General features: G+C 51.5%; 15 protein-coding genes. 12 read left to right on the top strand and 3 right to left on the bottom strand.

Features of this window, described 5'->3' with window-relative positions:
- Positions 1-191 precede the first annotated feature (191 nt).
- Entirely contained in the window at positions 192-1,508 is a 1,317-nt protein-coding gene (locus tag HQN87_RS02250) for a transcriptional regulator (protein WP_173127051.1), read from the bottom strand.
- Positions 1,509-1,749: 241 nt separating this feature from the next.
- Between HQN87_RS02250 and HQN87_RS02255 the strand changes: the two genes are divergently transcribed.
- From HQN87_RS02255 to HQN87_RS02275, 5 genes are all read left to right on the top strand, one after another.
- The gene (locus HQN87_RS02255) at positions 1,750-2,976 is read left to right on the top strand and encodes a M20 metallopeptidase family protein (protein WP_173127054.1); all 1,227 of its coding nucleotides are present in this window, start codon (positions 1,750-1,752) and stop codon (positions 2,974-2,976) included.
- 29 nt (positions 2,977-3,005) lie between these two features.
- Positions 3,006-3,845: an enoyl-CoA hydratase/isomerase family protein gene (locus HQN87_RS02260; RefSeq protein WP_173127057.1), complete on the top strand. Its 840-nt coding sequence runs from the start codon at positions 3,006-3,008 to the stop codon at positions 3,843-3,845.
- On the top strand, positions 3,835-4,671 hold the full coding sequence (locus HQN87_RS02265) for an enoyl-CoA hydratase/isomerase family protein (protein ID WP_173127058.1): 837 nt from the start codon (positions 3,835-3,837) through the stop codon (positions 4,669-4,671). Before HQN87_RS02260 ends, HQN87_RS02265 begins: the two co-directional genes overlap by 11 nt.
- Positions 4,672-4,693: 22 nt before the next feature.
- The gene (locus tag HQN87_RS02270; RefSeq protein WP_173127061.1) at positions 4,694-5,902 is read left to right on the top strand and encodes an L-serine ammonia-lyase; all 1,209 of its coding nucleotides are present in this window, start codon (positions 4,694-4,696) and stop codon (positions 5,900-5,902) included.
- 192 nt (positions 5,903-6,094) lie between these two features.
- Positions 6,095-7,255 (top strand): Gfo/Idh/MocA family protein, encoded by a 1,161-nt coding sequence (locus tag HQN87_RS02275; protein ID WP_173127065.1) that lies wholly within the window; start codon positions 6,095-6,097, stop codon positions 7,253-7,255.
- A gap of 179 nt (positions 7,256-7,434) precedes the next feature.
- Here the strand turns inward: HQN87_RS02275 and HQN87_RS02280 are convergent, their stop codons facing one another.
- Positions 7,435-8,328, bottom strand: a complete 894-nt coding sequence (locus HQN87_RS02280) for an AraC family transcriptional regulator (RefSeq protein ID WP_173127068.1) — start codon at positions 8,326-8,328, stop codon at positions 7,435-7,437.
- A 125-nt stretch (positions 8,329-8,453) separates the two neighbouring features.
- Here HQN87_RS02280 and HQN87_RS02285 point away from each other — a divergent pair, with 125 nt between their 5' ends.
- The 3 genes from HQN87_RS02285 to HQN87_RS02295 all read left to right on the top strand — a co-directional run bounded on the left by HQN87_RS02285 (position 8,454) and on the right by HQN87_RS02295 (position 11,543).
- Positions 8,454-9,341 carry a sugar phosphate isomerase/epimerase family protein gene (locus HQN87_RS02285; protein WP_173127071.1) on the top strand — a complete coding sequence of 296 codons (888 nt, stop codon included), beginning with the start codon at positions 8,454-8,456 and terminating at the stop codon, positions 9,339-9,341.
- A gap of 16 nt (positions 9,342-9,357) precedes the next feature.
- Positions 9,358-10,401: a Gfo/Idh/MocA family protein gene (locus HQN87_RS02290; protein ID WP_173127074.1), complete on the top strand. Its 1,044-nt coding sequence runs from the start codon at positions 9,358-9,360 to the stop codon at positions 10,399-10,401.
- Positions 10,402-10,991: 590 nt separating this feature from the next.
- A complete protein-coding gene (locus tag HQN87_RS02295; RefSeq protein WP_173127077.1) occupies positions 10,992-11,543 on the top strand; it encodes a class I SAM-dependent methyltransferase in 552 nt (183 codons plus the stop codon).
- Positions 11,544-11,633: 90 nt separating this feature from the next.
- On the opposite strand, the gene HQN87_RS02300 is transcribed toward HQN87_RS02295, so the two are convergent.
- Positions 11,634-11,840: a DUF1657 domain-containing protein gene (locus tag HQN87_RS02300; protein WP_036728736.1), complete on the bottom strand. Its 207-nt coding sequence runs from the start codon at positions 11,838-11,840 to the stop codon at positions 11,634-11,636.
- A gap of 278 nt (positions 11,841-12,118) precedes the next feature.
- On the opposite strand from HQN87_RS02300, the gene HQN87_RS02305 reads away from it, so the two are divergent.
- The 4 genes from HQN87_RS02305 (at position 12,119) to HQN87_RS02320 (ending at position 16,823) form a co-directional block, all read left to right on the top strand.
- Positions 12,119-12,979 (top strand): DUF421 domain-containing protein, encoded by an 861-nt coding sequence (locus HQN87_RS02305; protein WP_173127080.1) that lies wholly within the window; start codon positions 12,119-12,121, stop codon positions 12,977-12,979.
- A 114-nt stretch (positions 12,980-13,093) separates the two neighbouring features.
- Positions 13,094-14,071 carry an aldo/keto reductase gene (locus tag HQN87_RS02310; RefSeq protein WP_173127674.1) on the top strand — a complete coding sequence of 326 codons (978 nt, stop codon included), beginning with the start codon at positions 13,094-13,096 and terminating at the stop codon, positions 14,069-14,071.
- A 161-nt stretch (positions 14,072-14,232) separates the two neighbouring features.
- A complete protein-coding gene (locus HQN87_RS02315) occupies positions 14,233-15,666 on the top strand; it encodes a spore germination protein (RefSeq protein ID WP_173127677.1) in 1,434 nt (477 codons plus the stop codon).
- Positions 15,663-16,823, top strand: coding sequence for a Ger(x)C family spore germination protein (locus HQN87_RS02320; RefSeq protein ID WP_173127083.1), 1,161 nt, complete (start codon positions 15,663-15,665; stop codon positions 16,821-16,823). Before HQN87_RS02315 ends, HQN87_RS02320 begins: the two co-directional genes overlap by 4 nt.
- The last annotated feature ends 12 nt before the right edge of the window (positions 16,824-16,835 follow it).

Genomic DNA, 16,835 nt, shown 5'->3' on the forward strand with positions numbered 1-16,835 from the left:
ACCCAGGACTTTTAATTAAAAAGCTGGGCTATGTGAGCTGCACCTATCATTATCTTAAACGAATGAATTTGATGATCATGATTGAGCTCTCCCTCAATGGATAAATTAAAGCAATTCAATATTAACATGGTTCACCAAGTGTAACAAACTATTGCATTAAACTGCCCGTGAAGCATTGACAGTCTAATACTTTATTTTTCAGTGCTTAATTTACGCCCTTCTTTGTCGAGAAACAACAGCTCGTAGTATTTTTTCGGCCGGCCTTTACTGTTGTCACGTTTTTCAAATACGGTTTGGACGTATTTTTTCTCTTCAATTTTGTTAAGGATACGGTTTGCACCTTTGACGGTGATGGACAGGCACCCGGCAACATCCTCAGAGGATAATTTATTGGTTCTCATCATTTCCGCATAGGACATGATTTTCTGCAAATTGATGTTGTTGATTCCAATATTTTTGGCCAATGCGATAATTTCCGGGTCCCCTTGTTCAGAGAACTGGATGACATTCATGCTCCGCATGGGGCCGATAACCTGCTGATCCTCGTTAATAAAAAAGCTGCAGCTGCCCGTAAAGGCTTCCGCCTGCCGCTGGGCCTTGGTGGCGTTGACGTTAGCCTGAAAATACTCGTGCCCCGAGCCCCATCCGATCTTCACCTTGTCACTTATGAATCCTTCCAGATACTCCAGCAAGGTGCAGTTATGCGCGTTAGAGGTGATTCTCATGAAATGTCCGTAGGTGGTGTATAGTTTGACATGGCCATCTGAGATTTGAGCCGTGTCAGCCAGATTCACGCTGCGCAGAAACCTGCCAACCAGGGCTTTCAGCTCTTGAAGCTGCTCTTCAGATGGTGGCTCATTGTGGACCGATAAGTATGCGACAACGGCCCGCTGGTTCTTAAGCTTGAGGATGGTAATCTCGTTGATGATCTCACGTAGGGTCTCTTTAACATCTTCCAAAGTGGGCCGGATCAAGATATATCTGACTCCGTGCTTTTTGAGCTCTGGAACAAAGTGGCCGAACGCCGTAATGGACAGATCTATCTTCTTGTCCTCCCACAGCGTGATATGGTTCTCCAGCATGGTCTCCACCCGTTCGAACAGATCTCCGCTGTCAAGAGGCTTCCCTTCATGAGTCAGGTATTGCTGGAATTCACTGAAGGAATCAATAACATACGCATAATCCACATAGATCCTCGATATATCAAGCCCTGGTTCTGTGACCAGCAGCCGGAAAAGCTCTCTATACAGAAGGTTCTCATTATCCTGCAAAATGTGAATAGGGACCTTCTCATCCAGGCAATCCTTATCTATTGACTCATAAAGCATTCTGCCGCTGACCACAAATCCATCCACCGAATCTAAGTTCTGCAGATACAGGTCTGTTGTTTGTCCGAAGTTGCTGATGGTAAGGAACCGGAACTGGCATATGGGCCGCATTTCTTCTTCAATGGCGCGGAAATAATCCATATGGCTCTCTGGCGTGATAATACCCAGCTTGATTTTCATAGTATATTCCTTTCAAAAGACAATGCAATCAAAAGAGTTATATCACAATAAATGTGATATTACAACGTTCCGGCAGCCTTTGAAATGATGTTCTTAAAATGTCTAATAATCTCTTGACAGCGAATAAATTCAAAAGTATGATGAAAGTGTTCTTAAAAAGTCTTAAAATATTAAAAGTCATAAATATGAAGGGGGCCATTTAAACTCTGTATTTACATTCATTCAATTTGTGTTACGGGAGATGTTCATTGTGATTGAAGAAGCTGGAGACGATTTGAGTATGGCTCATCAGCTGCAGGACAAATTGGTCATGTACAGGCACCATCTTCATGCGATTCCGGAGCTTGATTTAAGTTTGCCCAGGACAACTGCCTACGTAAAAGAGGTGTTGGAGTCGATGGGTCTTAAGCCCGCTCCCGTAGGGGAATCAGGGCTGACGGTTACCATTGGCGGACAGCATGGCGGGAAGGTGGTTCTTCTCCGGGCAGATATGGACGCTTTGCCGATTTCAGAGGAAACGGAGCTTGCATACGCGTCGTTGAACGGGAACATGCATGCTTGCGGTCATGACATGCATACTTCCATGCTGCTGGGAGCGGCGGAGATCCTGAAGGCTAACGAAGAGCAGCTTCGCGGGACGGTTAAGCTTATGTTTCAGCCGGGTGAAGAGACGCTGCACGGGGCAAAAATGATGCTTGAGAGCGGGATTCTCGACAATCCTAAAGTGGATGCAGCCATGATGCTTCACGTGTTGACCGGAATGCCACTTCCTCTCGGACAATTTGTAGTGCCTGAGGAAGGTGGAGCGATCTCTGCTTCTTCGGATTGGTTCGAAATCATCATCCGCGGAAGGGGCTCACATGGCGCAATGCCCGAGGCCGCAGTGGACCCTTTGAATGTGGCTGCTCATCTTCATCTGGCGCTGCAGGGTATTCTTAGCCGGGAAATTTCCCCGATTGATAATGCAGTCCTTACCATCGGCGTGATGGAAGGCGGAAGTACAAACAATGTGATTCCCGATACGGCCAGATTGAAAGGCAGTGTACGCACATTTAACACCGCATTGCGGGATAAAGTGGAGACCCGAATCCGCGAAATTAGCGCAGGGATCGGAGAAACTTTTCAGGCCAAGGTGGAAGTGATCTATACGAGAGGCTGTCCTGAAGTGAAAACGGATGGCGGGCTTAATGAGCAAATGAGGGTTTCGATTGCAAATACCTTTGGTGACGGTTCCTACATTGGTATAACTGAGCTGGTACCAGGTGGCAAATTAATGGGCTCGGAAGACTTCGCGTTTGTCTCACAGGCGGTGCCAAGTACCACAGTGTTTCTTAATGCAGGCAATATCGAAGATGGTTATCGTTACCCTGTACACCATCCTAAGACAATGTTCTCGGATGAGGTGCTTCATAGAGGGGCTGCGGCTTATGCAGCTTTTGCCAGAGATTGGCTTGAAAGTAACAGTTAAGCTCAAAACCAAACTTAGGAGGAATTACAATGACAGAGAGACGTATGATTGGACCCACCAAATTTGAAGAGTACTCGGAGAAATACAAGGAATTCCTGTTAATGACCCGCCGTGACGGAATCATCGAAGTGCGGCTGCACACCGACGGAGGTTCGTACAAGCACAATTGGGAAGCCCATACCGCCTGGTCTCATGCCTGGTCAGATATTGGCCGTGACCCTGAGAACGAAGTCATGATTATTACGGGAACCGGGGATAAATGGTTGATTGGCGACCCTGAGGTCTGGAATACGAAATTCATGGACTGGCCGAAGCAAAAGAAGCTCGAACAGTATCATGAATCACTGAGACTGCTTGAAAATTTGATCTTCTGCATTGACATCCCGACCATCGGGGCGGTCAACGGGCCGGGAACGCACTGTGAACTCGCAACGCTCTGCGATATTACCATTTGCACGGAAGACGCGGACTTTTTCGATCCGCATTATCTGGGAGGCACGCCTCCAGGAGATGGAATGCTGCTCACACTGCAGAACATGATCGGTTTCAAAAAAGCAGCCTACTACGCATACACCGGCAAGAATATCAATGGTCAGACCGCCTTAGATCTGGGTATTGTCAGTGAAGTTCTGTCCCGTGAGCAGCTTCTTCCACGCGCTTGGGAGCTCGCGGAGATGATCATGCAGGCACCGCGTTCAACGAGACATCTGTCTCACTCCATTATCTCCCGGCCATGGAAGCAGGCTCTGGTCGCCGATCAGGGATTCCAGCTTGCCCACCAGATGTACGACATGGCTATTGATGAAGAAGGAGCACTGGAGCGGCTGAAGAAAATGCAGGGACGCCTGATGGGCAACGATGTTCAATAGAAAGATGACGGGACCTACCCGGCTCGAAGAATACTCGGAGAAGTACAAGGACTTATTCCTCATGACCCGCCGCCGCGGCATCCTAGAAGTGCGTATGCACACTGACGGGGGACCTTTACAATTCGACTGGCCGGTCCAAGCCGCATATGGTCACGTATGGTCAGATATTGGCCGTGATCCTGAGAATGAGGTCATGATTCTTACAGGGACAGGAGAGTTATGGCAGACCGGCAATCCTGAAGTCTGGAATACGAAATTCATGGATTGGCCGAATCGCCGGAAGCTGGAAATGTACCATGAATCACTTAGAATGATTGAAAATATGGTTCAGTGCATCGACATCCCCACGATTGGGGCGGTTAATGGCACTGGTGCACACTGGCAGCTGGGAACGCTTTGTGATATTACCATCTGTGCGGAAGACACGGCGTTCTTCGATGCCCATTATCTGGGCGGTGTTCCGCCTGGAGACGGAATCGTCCTGGCACTTCAAAGGATACTGGGAACCAAGAAAGCGGCATACTATGCATACACGGGCTTGAACATTAATGCTCAAGAGGCATTAGATCTCGGTCTGGTCAGTGAGGTCCTGCCTCGTGAACAGCTTCTTCCACGGGCATGGGAGCTGGCAGAAATGATCATGCAGGCACCCCGCTCTACAAGACATCTTACGCATTCGATAGTGTCGCACCAGTGGAAACAAGCTTTTGCAGAGAATCAGGGTCTTCAGCTTACTCACCAATTGGTTGACATGGCTATTGATGAAGAAGGGATTCATGAGCGGCTGATGAAGCTTAAGGAACGTTTTCAGAGGAATGAGCAATAGCCAGAAAGGGGATAAGGGTGCTATGAGATCGTTGACTGAGCTATTTAAAATTGGCAGCGGACCGTCCAGCTCCCATACTATGGGGCCGGAGAAGGCGGCCGGGATCTTCAAATCAGAGAATGAAGACGCAGATGAGTTCAAGGCGTTGATCTATGGTTCCCTTGCCAAAACAGGCAAAGGCCATTTGACGGACAAGGCTATTCTTAGAGCACTTTCACCCGTTCCGGCGGAGGTTGAATTTGTTCCACAGGCTGATTTTGTTCTGCCGCATCCCAATACGATGGACTTGTTCGCTTACAGAGAAGGGCAGCAAACCGCATCCATGCGTGTTCTAAGCATCGGCGGAGGGGATATCGTTATTGAAGGGCGGGAGGAGGTGCGGGGACCTGATGTCTACCCGGAGAACAGCTTTGCTGAGATCAGTACCTTTTGTAAAGCGAATCATATCCGCTTAAGCGATTACGTTGAGCAGCGTGAAGGCAAACAGATCTGGGATTTCCTCCAAGGAATTTGGGAAGCGATGAAGCGTTCGATCGACGAAGGGCTGTCTGTCACAGGTATTCTGGAGGGCGGTCTGAATGTCGAACGCAAGGCGAAATATCTGTATCATCAGCGGGATACGGATGAGAGCCCGGAGACGAGGGAGAACCGGATCGTCAGTGCGTACGCTTTCGCCGTCAACGAACAGAATGCCGCCGCCGGCACAGTCGTAACGGCTCCAACCTGCGGGGCCTGCGGTGTTGTACCCGCCTCGCTCCGTTATATGCAGGAGAAGCTGCAAGTCCCGGACGAACAGATTCTCCGGGCTCTGGCGGTCGGCGGACTCATCGGCAATCTGGTCAAGCAGAACGCCTCGATCAGCGGTGCTCAGTGCGGCTGCCAGGCGGAGGTGGGCACGGCTTGCTCTATGGCAGCGGCAGCGCTGGCTGAACTGTCCGGGATGGAGATCGGCCAGATTGAGTATGCGGCGGAGGTTGCCATGGAGCATCACTTGGGGTTAACCTGTGATCCGATTAACGGATTGGTTCAGATTCCTTGCATCGAGCGTAATGCGGTCGGTGCGATGCGGGCGATCAATGCGCTGAGTCTGGCTAAGTTCTTGTCAGGTACCCGGAAGATATCCTTTGATCTGGTTGTACAGACCATGTACGAAACTGGCCTGGATATGAACAGCAGGTACCGTGAAACTTCAGAGGGCGGGCTCGCTAAGTTCTACAACATGGGCAGTTAACTGATAATGATATCGCTATAGAAGAAGAACGTCCCTTGCTGCCGGTTGGCAGAAGGGGCGTTCTTTCGTTTTGCGGGAGGATCTGTAGGACGGAGCCTGCTGTAAGAAAAGAAGTGATTTGACGGAGGGCGGCCGGGATGAGAAAATGTATGCGTGTACATGCAGCAGTGAATTAAGTAGAGGAGGCACCAAATGGAACAGCTACGCATTGGAATGATAGGTTATAAATTCATGGGCAAGGCCCACAGCAACGCCTACCGCAGTCTGCCGATGTTCTTCCCGAAGGCCGTCAAACCGCAAATGTCCGTCATCTGCGGACGCAATGAGGAAGCGGTTACAGAGGCGGCAGCACAGCTTGGCTGGTCGGAGAGTGTAACCGACTGGAAAGAGCTGATCGGGCGTGACGATATTGATCTGGTCGATATCAACGCGCCGAGCAATGCCCATAAAGAGATAGCTCTTGCAGCCGCGGCGGCAGGCAAGCATATTTTTTGTGAGAAGCCGCTGGCCCTGAATCTGGAGGATTCCCGTGAAATGCTGGAGGCCGCAGAAGAAGCGGGAATCGCTCATATGATCGGCTTCAACTACCGGTTCTCCCCGGCTGTCAGACTGGCCAAACGGCTGATCGAGAGCGGGCGTCTGGGTACAATCTATCATTTCCGTGCCTGGTTCCTGCAGGACTGGATTCTTGACCCGGAATTCCCGCTCGTCTGGCGGCTGCAGAAAGAGATTGCAGGCTCGGGATCGCATGGCGATCTGGGGGCGCATCTGATTGATCTGGCTCATTTCCTGGTAGGGGATGTGCAGGAGGTCATCGGCATGAGCGAGACCTTCGTCAAGGAACGGCCGCTGGCCACGGAAATGACAGGTCTGAGTGCCAAGGCAGGCAAGGATGCCCCGCGTGGTCCGGTAACCGTGGACGATGCGACATTGTTCCTGGCCCGTTTTGCAAACGGTGCCCTGGGCAGCTTTGAGGCTACACGTTTTGCTGCCGGACACCGGTCCACGAATTCTTTTGAGATTAACGGCAGTCTGGGCAGTGTGAAATTTGATTTCGAGCGGATGAATGAGCTGGAGGTCTATCTGACCTCGGATGACGAGGATGTGCAGGGCTTCCGCCGGGTGCTTGCGACCGATCCGTCCCATGACTATGCGGAGGCCTGGTGGCCGCCGGGTCATACTATCGGCTTCGAGCATACATTCATTCATGAGATGCTGGAGCTGTCCAATGCCATCGCCGAAGGACGTCAGCCGGAGCCGAACTTCAAGGACGGCGTGAAATGTCAGGCGGTACTTGAAGCTGTAGAACGTTCGATTGAGCAGCGGCGCTGGGTTCCAATATCCGAAATGTAAAGCAAGACAGGGAAACACCGCCGGCTGCTTTGTGGCTGGCGGTGTTTGGTGTGGCTGGAATGCAAAGGCACAACGGCCAAATGTAAACGAAAAACCGAACACAATTGGACTGGACGCGCTACGTAGGCCGAATGTAATCGAAAAACTGAACACAATTGGACTGGACGCGCCGCGTCAGGTTAGGCCTGTTTTCGTGCCTGGGAAGGGGTAAGGCCCTTGTACTGCTTGTACAGCTTGGTGAAGTAATTCGGATTATCGCAGCCGACCCGGCCTGAGATCTCGGTAATGGTCAAGTCCGTCTCCAGCAGCAGCCGCTGGGCCTCATCCATTCTGCAGAAATTCATATAATCAATGAAGGTCCGGCCGGTCAGCTTCTTGAAGGTTTTGCAGAAGTGAAAAGGGTTCAGGTTAACGAATCTGGCGGCAGCTTCAATGGATAATCGCTGATCCGCATGCTTCTCCAGGTGCTCCAGCAGCGGCTTGAAGCGTTCACGGTGGACCGAATGGCGTTCACTCTGCTCCCGCTCATTCCGCTGCCGGGCCGGGAAGCTCCGGGACAGCAGGGTGAAGAACAGGTGCAGCTGATTTTTGACCACAAGCTGAAAAGCCGGCTCCTTCGCCTCCACTTCATGAATCACCCGCTCCAGTAAAGGATAATAGGCTGCGCATTCCGGATTCTGTGCGGCGGGCATCACCGGGAACTGATTGAGATTATGGAGATACGGAGCCACAAATTGCTCATGCTGGGAATCCTGGTTCCGGTCCTTGAACAGAGAGGCATGGAACACAATAGACACATAAGACAGATCGCCGCTATACCGGCTATAGCCGACATGAAGCCCTCCGGAAGGTACGATAAGGACGTCACCGGGTCCGGCTTCATAGGGTTTGCTGTTCACATGGAAGGTGGCTTGTCCTTCGCGCATCACGATAATCTCGAAATGCTCATGCCAGTGCAGGAACAGGATATTCTGCTCAGGCTTCAGGTCCCGGAAGGTATTGAAGAACAAGCGGAACGGATACGTTTTCTCTTCGAGCTTAGGATATTCCTTCAGTTCTTTCGGATAGGTCATGAGTGGATTCAACTCCCGCAAGATTCAGCTAGTTTAGCACAAGATAAGTAGAGATTTTGCCCGAAATGAGGGATATACTTGGAATGTTGAATTAACTATAAACCAATATTGGAGTGGTATACAAGATGCAGAATACACTAAGAATCGGAACACTGGTTGGAGGCGGGGATGCGGTTAGAGTCATTCCACAGATTGTAGGTCATGGATTTGAATCCTTCAGCCTGACCTTCTGGCAGACAACGGGTGCCATAGATCTCACAGAAACTGCGGCACGGGTGCGTGAATTGGCTGCGGAGCATGATTTCACAATTTCTTCTGTCGGCATATTCGGGAATCCGCTTACAGGTACAGGCGACAATTCGGATACGCTTGCAAGCTGGGAGCGGCTGATTGATCATGCCCATTTGTTCGGTACCGATCTGGTGTCCGGCTTCACCGGGCGTCTGCCTGGGGTTTCGATAGATGAGTCGATTCCGAAGTTCGCGGAGGTGTTCGGTGAATTGTCCAGAAGAGCGGCGGAGCGGGGTGTCAAGATCGCATTTGAGAATTGTTCGATGGACGGCAACTGGCGGACGGGAGACTGGAATATTGCCCATAACCCTACAGCCTGGGAGAAAATGTTCAACGCAGTGAACGCCGATAATCTGGGTCTGGAATGGGAGCCCTGCCACCAGATGGTGCAGCTGATTGATCCGATTCCTCAGTTGCGCAAATGGACGGACAAGATCTTCCATGTCCATGGTAAAGACGCAACCATCGCCTGGGATATTGTTAAGGAATACGGAATCCACGGACCCCAGCCTTATGTGTGGCACCGGACGCCCGGCTTCGGAGATACGAACTGGACCGATGTCATCTCTATTCTCCGCCAAGCCGGGTACAAGGGTACGATTGATATTGAAGGCTGGCATGACCCCGTCTACCGTGACGACCTGGAGATGACCGGGCAGGTGCACGCACTGAATTATCTCAAAACCTGCCGGGGCGGCAGCTTCGTGCCCAATCCGGTATAAACAGGAGGAACAACCTATGACGGCAGAGTATCGTGTAGTTGTGGCGGGCTGCGGGGGAATGGCTAATGAATGGATCAGCTATGCACGGAAACATGATGAAATAGAGATCGTAGCCCTTGTGGATCTTCGGCCGGAATCCGCTCAGGCTATGGCGAAGAAGCACGGGCTTACCTGCCCGGTATTTACCGAGGTGTCTCAGGCTCTTGCGGCTACGGCAGCTAATCTGGTATTCGATGTGACCGTGCCTTCCAGCCACTTCAGCATTGCCAGTACGGCGCTTGAAGCAGGGTGTCATGTCTTCAGCGAGAAGCCGCTGGCAGAGACGATGGCAGAGTGCAATGAGATCGTTAGTATCGCCGGACGTACCGGGAAGAGCCATGCGGTAATGCAGAACCGCCGGTATGATCCGCGTATCCGCTCCTTGCGGGACTTAATAACGTCAGGGACTATAGGCCGGACTGGCTACTTAGGCGCCAACTTCTTTCTGGCACCGCATTTCGGCGGCTTCCGGGATGCGATGGACAGTCCGCTGCTGCTGGATATGGCGATCCATACCTTCGATCAGGCCCGCTATATCAGCGGTGCTGATCCTGTAAGCGTATACTGCCAGGAGTTCAATCCGCCCGGGTCATGGTATGAAGGGAATGCGGCGGCGGTGTGTATTTTTGAGATGTCGGATGGCTCAGTATTCTGTTATCAAGGCTCCTGGTGTGCAGAAGGAGCGCCTACATCCTGGGAGGCTTCCTGGCGGATACAGGGTGAACGGGGCGCAGCCATCTGGGATGGCCGGGACATGCCATATGCCGAAGTGATTGCGGACCATCAGGAATCCGGGCCCTTCCTCCATGAATATGTACGGGTAGAGGGGGCAGAGGTGGAGATGGCAGAGACCTTCCACCACGGCTGTCTCGATGAGATGTTCCGTTCGCTTGCCGAGGGCCGGCCGGCTGAGACGGATTGCCGGGACAACCGCTACAGCATGGCTATGGTGCTTGGCGCACTGGAGAGTGCGCGGACAGGCAGCAAGCTGAGCATCGCGGAATTCATACGTGGCGCTTAGCAGCCCGGTATAAGGTGTAGGCGGGGATTCAGAATAAGGGATAAGGTAAGAGATGCAGTCGGAGGTTATAGATAGAGATTTAGAATAAGGTATAAAGAGGATATAGATCAGGTATACAAAAGTGAAGCTAGAGTTAGCAGGAGGGCAGCCGTGAGGCTGCCCTGTTCTCGTTCTGCTCGTTGTAACGTGTTGCCCGGTTGCTGCTGGTCGCTGCTGGTTGCTGTGTGGCGGAAATAGTTGGATTTTCAACACTTGCTGATGGCCCAAATCAAGACTCCGCCACAGTAGTTGTATAAACAGCACTTAAATGATCACATTTCAACTTATAGTAGCAAAACTCCCCCCAACAGTTGTATTTTTTCCACTTGCTGTCGGACGATGCTCTGAAATCGCGATATTAAGATACGTTTTTCCACTTACTGGTTGGCGAGGGATGTTATTGTTGCTCGGGTATGTGCATGTTGTTCGATATATTCGACTGTAAAAGTCACATTAATCCATAATTGTCTGACATCGCTGTATTCCTGAGCGTTCGGATGAAGATTAGAATGAAGACAAGGGATTAAATGGTTAACACAGGAGTGATCCAAATGAAGGAAGCGTTAAGAGTAGTGATTGGAAGCGGGGCAAGTCCGCACAACCGGGGATGGCTGCATACGGAGGAGTCTGAGCTTAATCTGCTGCATGAAGAGGAGTGGTCCCGTAGATTCAGAGCGGGTTCTCTGGAAGCCATCCTTGCCGAGCATGTCTGGGAGCATCTGACGTATGAGGAGGGAGTGCAGGCGGCAAGAAATATTTACCCCTACTTGTCACCTGGCGGATATATCCGCTGTGCCGTACCGGATGGGTATTTTCCGGATGAAGCTTATCAGAATATTGTTCAGGTCGGAGGACCGGGTCCCTTGGACCATCCGGCCGCATCCCACCGTATCGTACATAATTACATCACACTTCGCAACATGTTCATTGCTGCCGGGTATGAGGTCAAACTGCTGGAATATTGTGATGCATCAGGCCATTTTCATTACAATCAATGGGATGAAGAGGGAGGATTTATCTATCGTTCTAAGCGCTTTGACCACCGTAATACAGAGGGAAAGTTAGGTTTTGTCTCACTGATTGTAGACGCAGTCAAGGCCTGAGTACCCATCCGCAGCTTGCAAAAAGGCTGATCTCGGCAGCAACATTCCGCTGCGCAGAGATCAGCCTGTATTTGGTTCCACCGCTTGTGGCTAGAAGCCCCGGTATTGCGGTTCCTCTTTCTCCAGCTCAGTTACGCGTCCTTCGACTTGCTGAACAATCTGCTGTGTCTGCTCGGCAGCATTGGTGAACAGGGTTTTGGCTTCCTCGTTCTGTGTCTCCATGGCGAATTGCTCAAGGCTGGCCTGGGCGCTTTTCAAAGAAGCCACGCAGGTTTTTACTTGGGAAGCAACAGTCATCGTATATCCCTCCTTATCTAGAAACGGATCAGAATCCAAAGACTATCGTGTCTGCATTCCTCCCCTCTTATTCTGGAAACTATTCCCACACCATTAGAAGGCGTTGAAGAGTTGTTGAAGAGGCGTTGAAGAGGCGTTGAAGAGTTGTTTAAGAGGTGTTGAAGGATTTGAAAGGACACGCAGGAAATTTGTTGGTTAATCACCCCCTGTTTTGACAAATACTGAAGCTGACGAGGTAGAGCATGAATAACACAAACTCAATACAGGGGGTTACACAAATGCCGGAAGCGCTGGAGGTTGTCCTACGGACCATATTCGCTGTGGTCGTTTTGTTTTTTCTCACCAAATTGCTGGGGAAACGGCAGGTTTCGCAGTTGTCTTTTTTTGAATACATTACCGGAATTACAGTAGGGAGCTTGGCGGCGTATATCTCGCTGGACACGGATAAGACCTGGCACCTCGGCCTGATCGCCTTAGTCGTCTGGGTGGCCTTCTCGCTGGGGATCGAATTCCTGCAGATCAAGAGCAAGAAAGCCCGGGATTTCATTGACTTCAAATCGACGGTGCTGATCAAAGACGGCAAGATTCTGGAGAATAATATGAAGAAAGAGCGTCTGAGTACAGATGAGCTGCTGGAGGAGCTGCGGAAAAAGGATGTCTTCAGAGTAGCCGATGTTGAATTTGCGATCATGGAGTCGGACGGGGCGATTAACGTACTGTTAACCCGGGAGAATCAGCCGCTTACACCTAAGGATATGGGGATAAAGGTTGCTCCAGAGAAAGAGACACTTGCGGTGATTATGGACGGTAAGGTTATGGATGAACCGCTTGATAACATGAATCTGTCCCGAAAATGGCTGCAAGGGGAGCTGGAAAAGCTGAATCTGAACGTGGAGGATGTATTCCTGGGTCAGGTGGATTCTTATGGTGAGCTTACCGTCGATCTGTATGCGGATAATATGAAGGTGCAGCAGCCTCAGGACAAACCCCAGCTCTATGCGCTGCTGAAGAAATGCGAGGCTGATCTGGAGCTGTTCAGCTTGTCTACCAAGAATAAGGCGGCCAAGCAGATGTATGCGGGCTGTTCCGATCAGCTGCAGGCTTTGCTGCAGGAGCTGAAGCCCTTTATTCAGAACTAGCAGTGGTCGGATAGAGAGATGAACAGGGCGGATTTTCCATTCAGCGGTAACAGAGGTATACTATAATCGGATTTCATAGAATCTACTTCAAGTACGGGGAGGATGCTGTCGATTATGGAATATGTGAAGCTGGGAAGTACCGGACTGGATGTATCACGGATTTGCCTGGGGTGTATGAGCTACGGGGTGCCGGAGCGCGGGACCCATCCCTGGTCGCTGAATGAACAAGAGAGCCGGCCGTTTATCCGCAAGGCGCTGGAACTCGGCATTAATTTCTTCGACACCGCTAATATTTACTCCGATGGTACCAGTGAAGAGATTGTCGGACGGGCGCTCAAAGACTTCGCCTCCCGCGATGAGGTGGTGCTGGCGACCAAGGTGCATGGCCGTATGCGTCCCGGTCCCAATGGCGGCGGACTGTCCCGCAAAGCCATTATGAGCGAAATTGACCATAGCCTGAAGCGGCTGGGGACGGATTATGTGGACTTGTATCAGATTCACCGCTGGGACCCGGCTACCCCGGTTGAGGAGACGATGGAAGCCTTGCATGATGTGGTGAAGGCAGGCAAAGCCCGGTATATCGGCGCTTCTTCCATGCCGGCATGGCAATTCCTGAAGGCGCTGCAAACCGCAGAGCGCCATGGCTGGACCCGGTTCGTATCCATGCAGAACTACGTGAACCTGCTGTACCGGGAAGAGGAACGGGAGATGCTGCCGCTGTGTGAAGCGGAGGGGATTGGCGTTATTCCGTGGAGCCCCCTGGCCCGCGGCCGGCTGACCCGCGACTGGCAGGAGACCAGCGCCCGCTCGGAGAGCGATCAGTTCGCCAAATTGCTGTATTCGCAAACCGAGGAAGCCGACCGGCTTGTCGCGCTGCGCGTACAGGAGATTGCGGAGCAGCGGGGAATCCCCCGTGCACAGGTTGCGCTGGCTTGGGTTCTGCACAAGAAGCCGGTCACTGCACCGATTGTCGGGGCAACCAGAATGAGTCATCTGGAGGATGCTGCGGATGCGGTATCTGTCACGCTCAGTCAGGAGGAGATCCGGCGTCTGGAGGAGCCTTATGTGCCTCATCCGGTGATGGGCTTTTAGAGCGCTTTATTTAGCGCATCTTAACAGCAGAATACTATGAATACAGGAGCCGGTGATCCGGCTTCTTTTTGCCGCGTCAGGGCATAAATCCAGGAACAAACTGGAACACTAAGGCGGATTCCCATGAACGGAAGGAGGTATTCGGGTTGTCTGATCAAGATATGCTGGAGCTAATCAAAGAGCAGCTAACAGACTGCAGCGATGCGGTCTACCAGTCCATTAATGTCTATGGGCATTCCTGTATGCTGATCTATATTCCTTCCATTGTGGATACGCTCAGCCTGCAGGAATTTGTCGCCACTCCCCTGAAGGCTGAAGCCAATGCGAAACCGAATTGGCCGGAATTCATGGAGCGTCTGGATCACGGATCAGCGTTCGCCATTCCTTATATCAAGGCCTATCATCCCGACAGGGTTGTGGATCTGATCGTCGGCGGAAATCCCATACTCAGCATTGAGGGCTTGCCGTATGTGTATTATTTTGAGATTGCCCACTATCAGAAAAGAGCGGTGTCCGAATCCCAAAACGAGCTGGTGGTCATTGGTCCGCAGGAAGCTTTTATCGAGGATATTCAGACGAATCTGTCGCTGCTGCGCCACAAGATCAAGCATGCCGATCTGAAGACCAGGCATTTCTCTATCGGCAAATACACGAAGACGGATGTATATCTGGTCTATCTCGAAGGACTCTGCAAGCCGGAAATTCTGGCGGAAATGCAGCAGAAACTGGCCAGTCTCGATGTAGACGGAATTCTGGGCATCAGTTATCTGGCGGAGCATATGTCCGGGGGACAACTCTCCCCGTTTCCGGTCTATCAATATACGGAACGTCCTGACTCTGTCGCCGCCTCGCTCATGGAAGGCAGAATCGGCATAATGCAGGATGGCACTCCGTCTGCGCTGCTGGCGCCGGTAACTTTTTTTTCGCTGCTGCAATCCTCCGAGGATTATTACCAGAGCTTTTATGCCGGCAGCTGGATCCGGCTGGTCCGCCTCTTTTTCTCGCTGATCTCGATGATACTGCCGGCCTTATACGTCGCCATTACAACCTTTCACTCACAGATTATTCCCTCTGATCTGTTGATAACGATAGCTGCGGCCCGTGAGAATATTCCCTTCCCTGCCCTGACGGAGGCGCTGATTATGGAGCTAACGTTCGAAGCCCTGCGTGAAGCCGGGACCCGTATTCCGAAGCCTGTGGGTCAGACCGTCTCCATTATTGGCGGTATCGTGATCGGCCAGGCTGCGGTCCAGGCGGGCATAGTCTCGGCACCTATGGTCATCGTAGTGTCCATTACCGGGATTGCTTCATATATCATTCCGCATCTGGAGCTTGGCCTGACCTTCAGGCTGCTGCGCTTTGTGCTTCTCGTTCTCGGCGGAACGATGGGACTGATTGGTGTCTTTATGGCTGTATTTGTCATCTACGGCCATTTGGCCCATCTCCGGTCCTTCGGCTCACCCTATCTGCAGCCGCTGGCCCCGCTTGTTTTTGAGGACTGGAAGGATACGGTGTTTCGGGTCCCCACCCAGTATATGAACAAGCGGAGCAGCTCGTTTACCGACAGGAAGAATAGAAGGAGACAGAAGCCATGAGAGCCATTAAGCTGGGCATGGTACTGCTGATGCTCTTGAATCTGACGGGCTGCTGGTCCAAAACAGAGCTCGACGAATTGACCTTTATCTATGGGATGTACTTTGACAAAGGGAAGGAGCCGGGTACCGTTGAAGTATCGATCAGCTCGCCGCTGCCGAACCGGCTGATGTCAGGTAGCCAAGGGGGAAGCGGTGCTTCTGACGGGAAGGCATATTCGATGATCTCCAAGACAGCAGCTACCATCCCGGAAGCAGTGATCCTGATTCAGAAGGATTTATCCCGGAGGCTGGAAATCTCCCATATCAAGATTGTTGTGGTGGGCAAAGAGTATGCAAGTCAAGGCATTGGGGAGATGCTTGAATGGTTCAAAAGACAGCCGGAGATCCCTTTAGGAACCTATATCATGGCTGCTCCCGGCCGAGCCAGCGAGATTCCCAAATTGTCTCCGATCTTCGAACAGTTACCAGACCAGGTCCTCAGCAGCATCTCCAAGGAAAACCTTCTGTTCAGCACTACGATCAGAGATTGTATGCTCTCGGAAGTTTCGCATATGGGATATGCCATGAATTATTTATCCTTTGGCCAAAAGACCGACAGCACTGAGAAGAAGGATGAATACTGGGTTGGAGTCGGCGGTGTGATGCTGTTTCAGGATATGAAGATGAGAGGCCTCATGAATGTCAATGAAGGCAGAGACTTGGCTTGGGCTGCGGGGACAATCGCCGGACATATCACCTTCCCGATGTATCCGATAGTCTGGGATGATGACGGCAAGGGAGCTGCAAGTGCGATTTTCGTCAGGAACTCAGCCGCTTCCTCAGTGAGCATGACTCCCGATGGTCCGCTGTTTCAAGTGAAAATAAAAGGGAATGCGAGCATCACCTACTTCAAGGATTCCGAGCACCGTGATGCGGACAAGCTCAGTGCCCTGCTGGTGAGCAAGCTCGAACAGAAGGTGGCCGGGGAAGTCTCGGCTGCACTAGAGCATATACGGCAGGAGGGTGTGGATGTGCTGCATTTGGGTATGCTGGTGGAATGGAATTATCCGGCGGAATGGAAAAAGCTGCGTGAGCGTTGGGAAGACTACTATACCTCGAAAGCCAGAATTAAAGTGACAGCGAAATTCGTTATCGAGGACTTCGGTTCAGAAAAATAAGGGGAAGAAGAA

It is taken from the genome of Paenibacillus tritici (genome assembly GCF_013204885.1).
In the GTDB taxonomy this organism is placed as follows: Bacteria; Bacillota; Bacilli; order Paenibacillales; family Paenibacillaceae; genus Paenibacillus_AQ; species Paenibacillus_AQ tritici.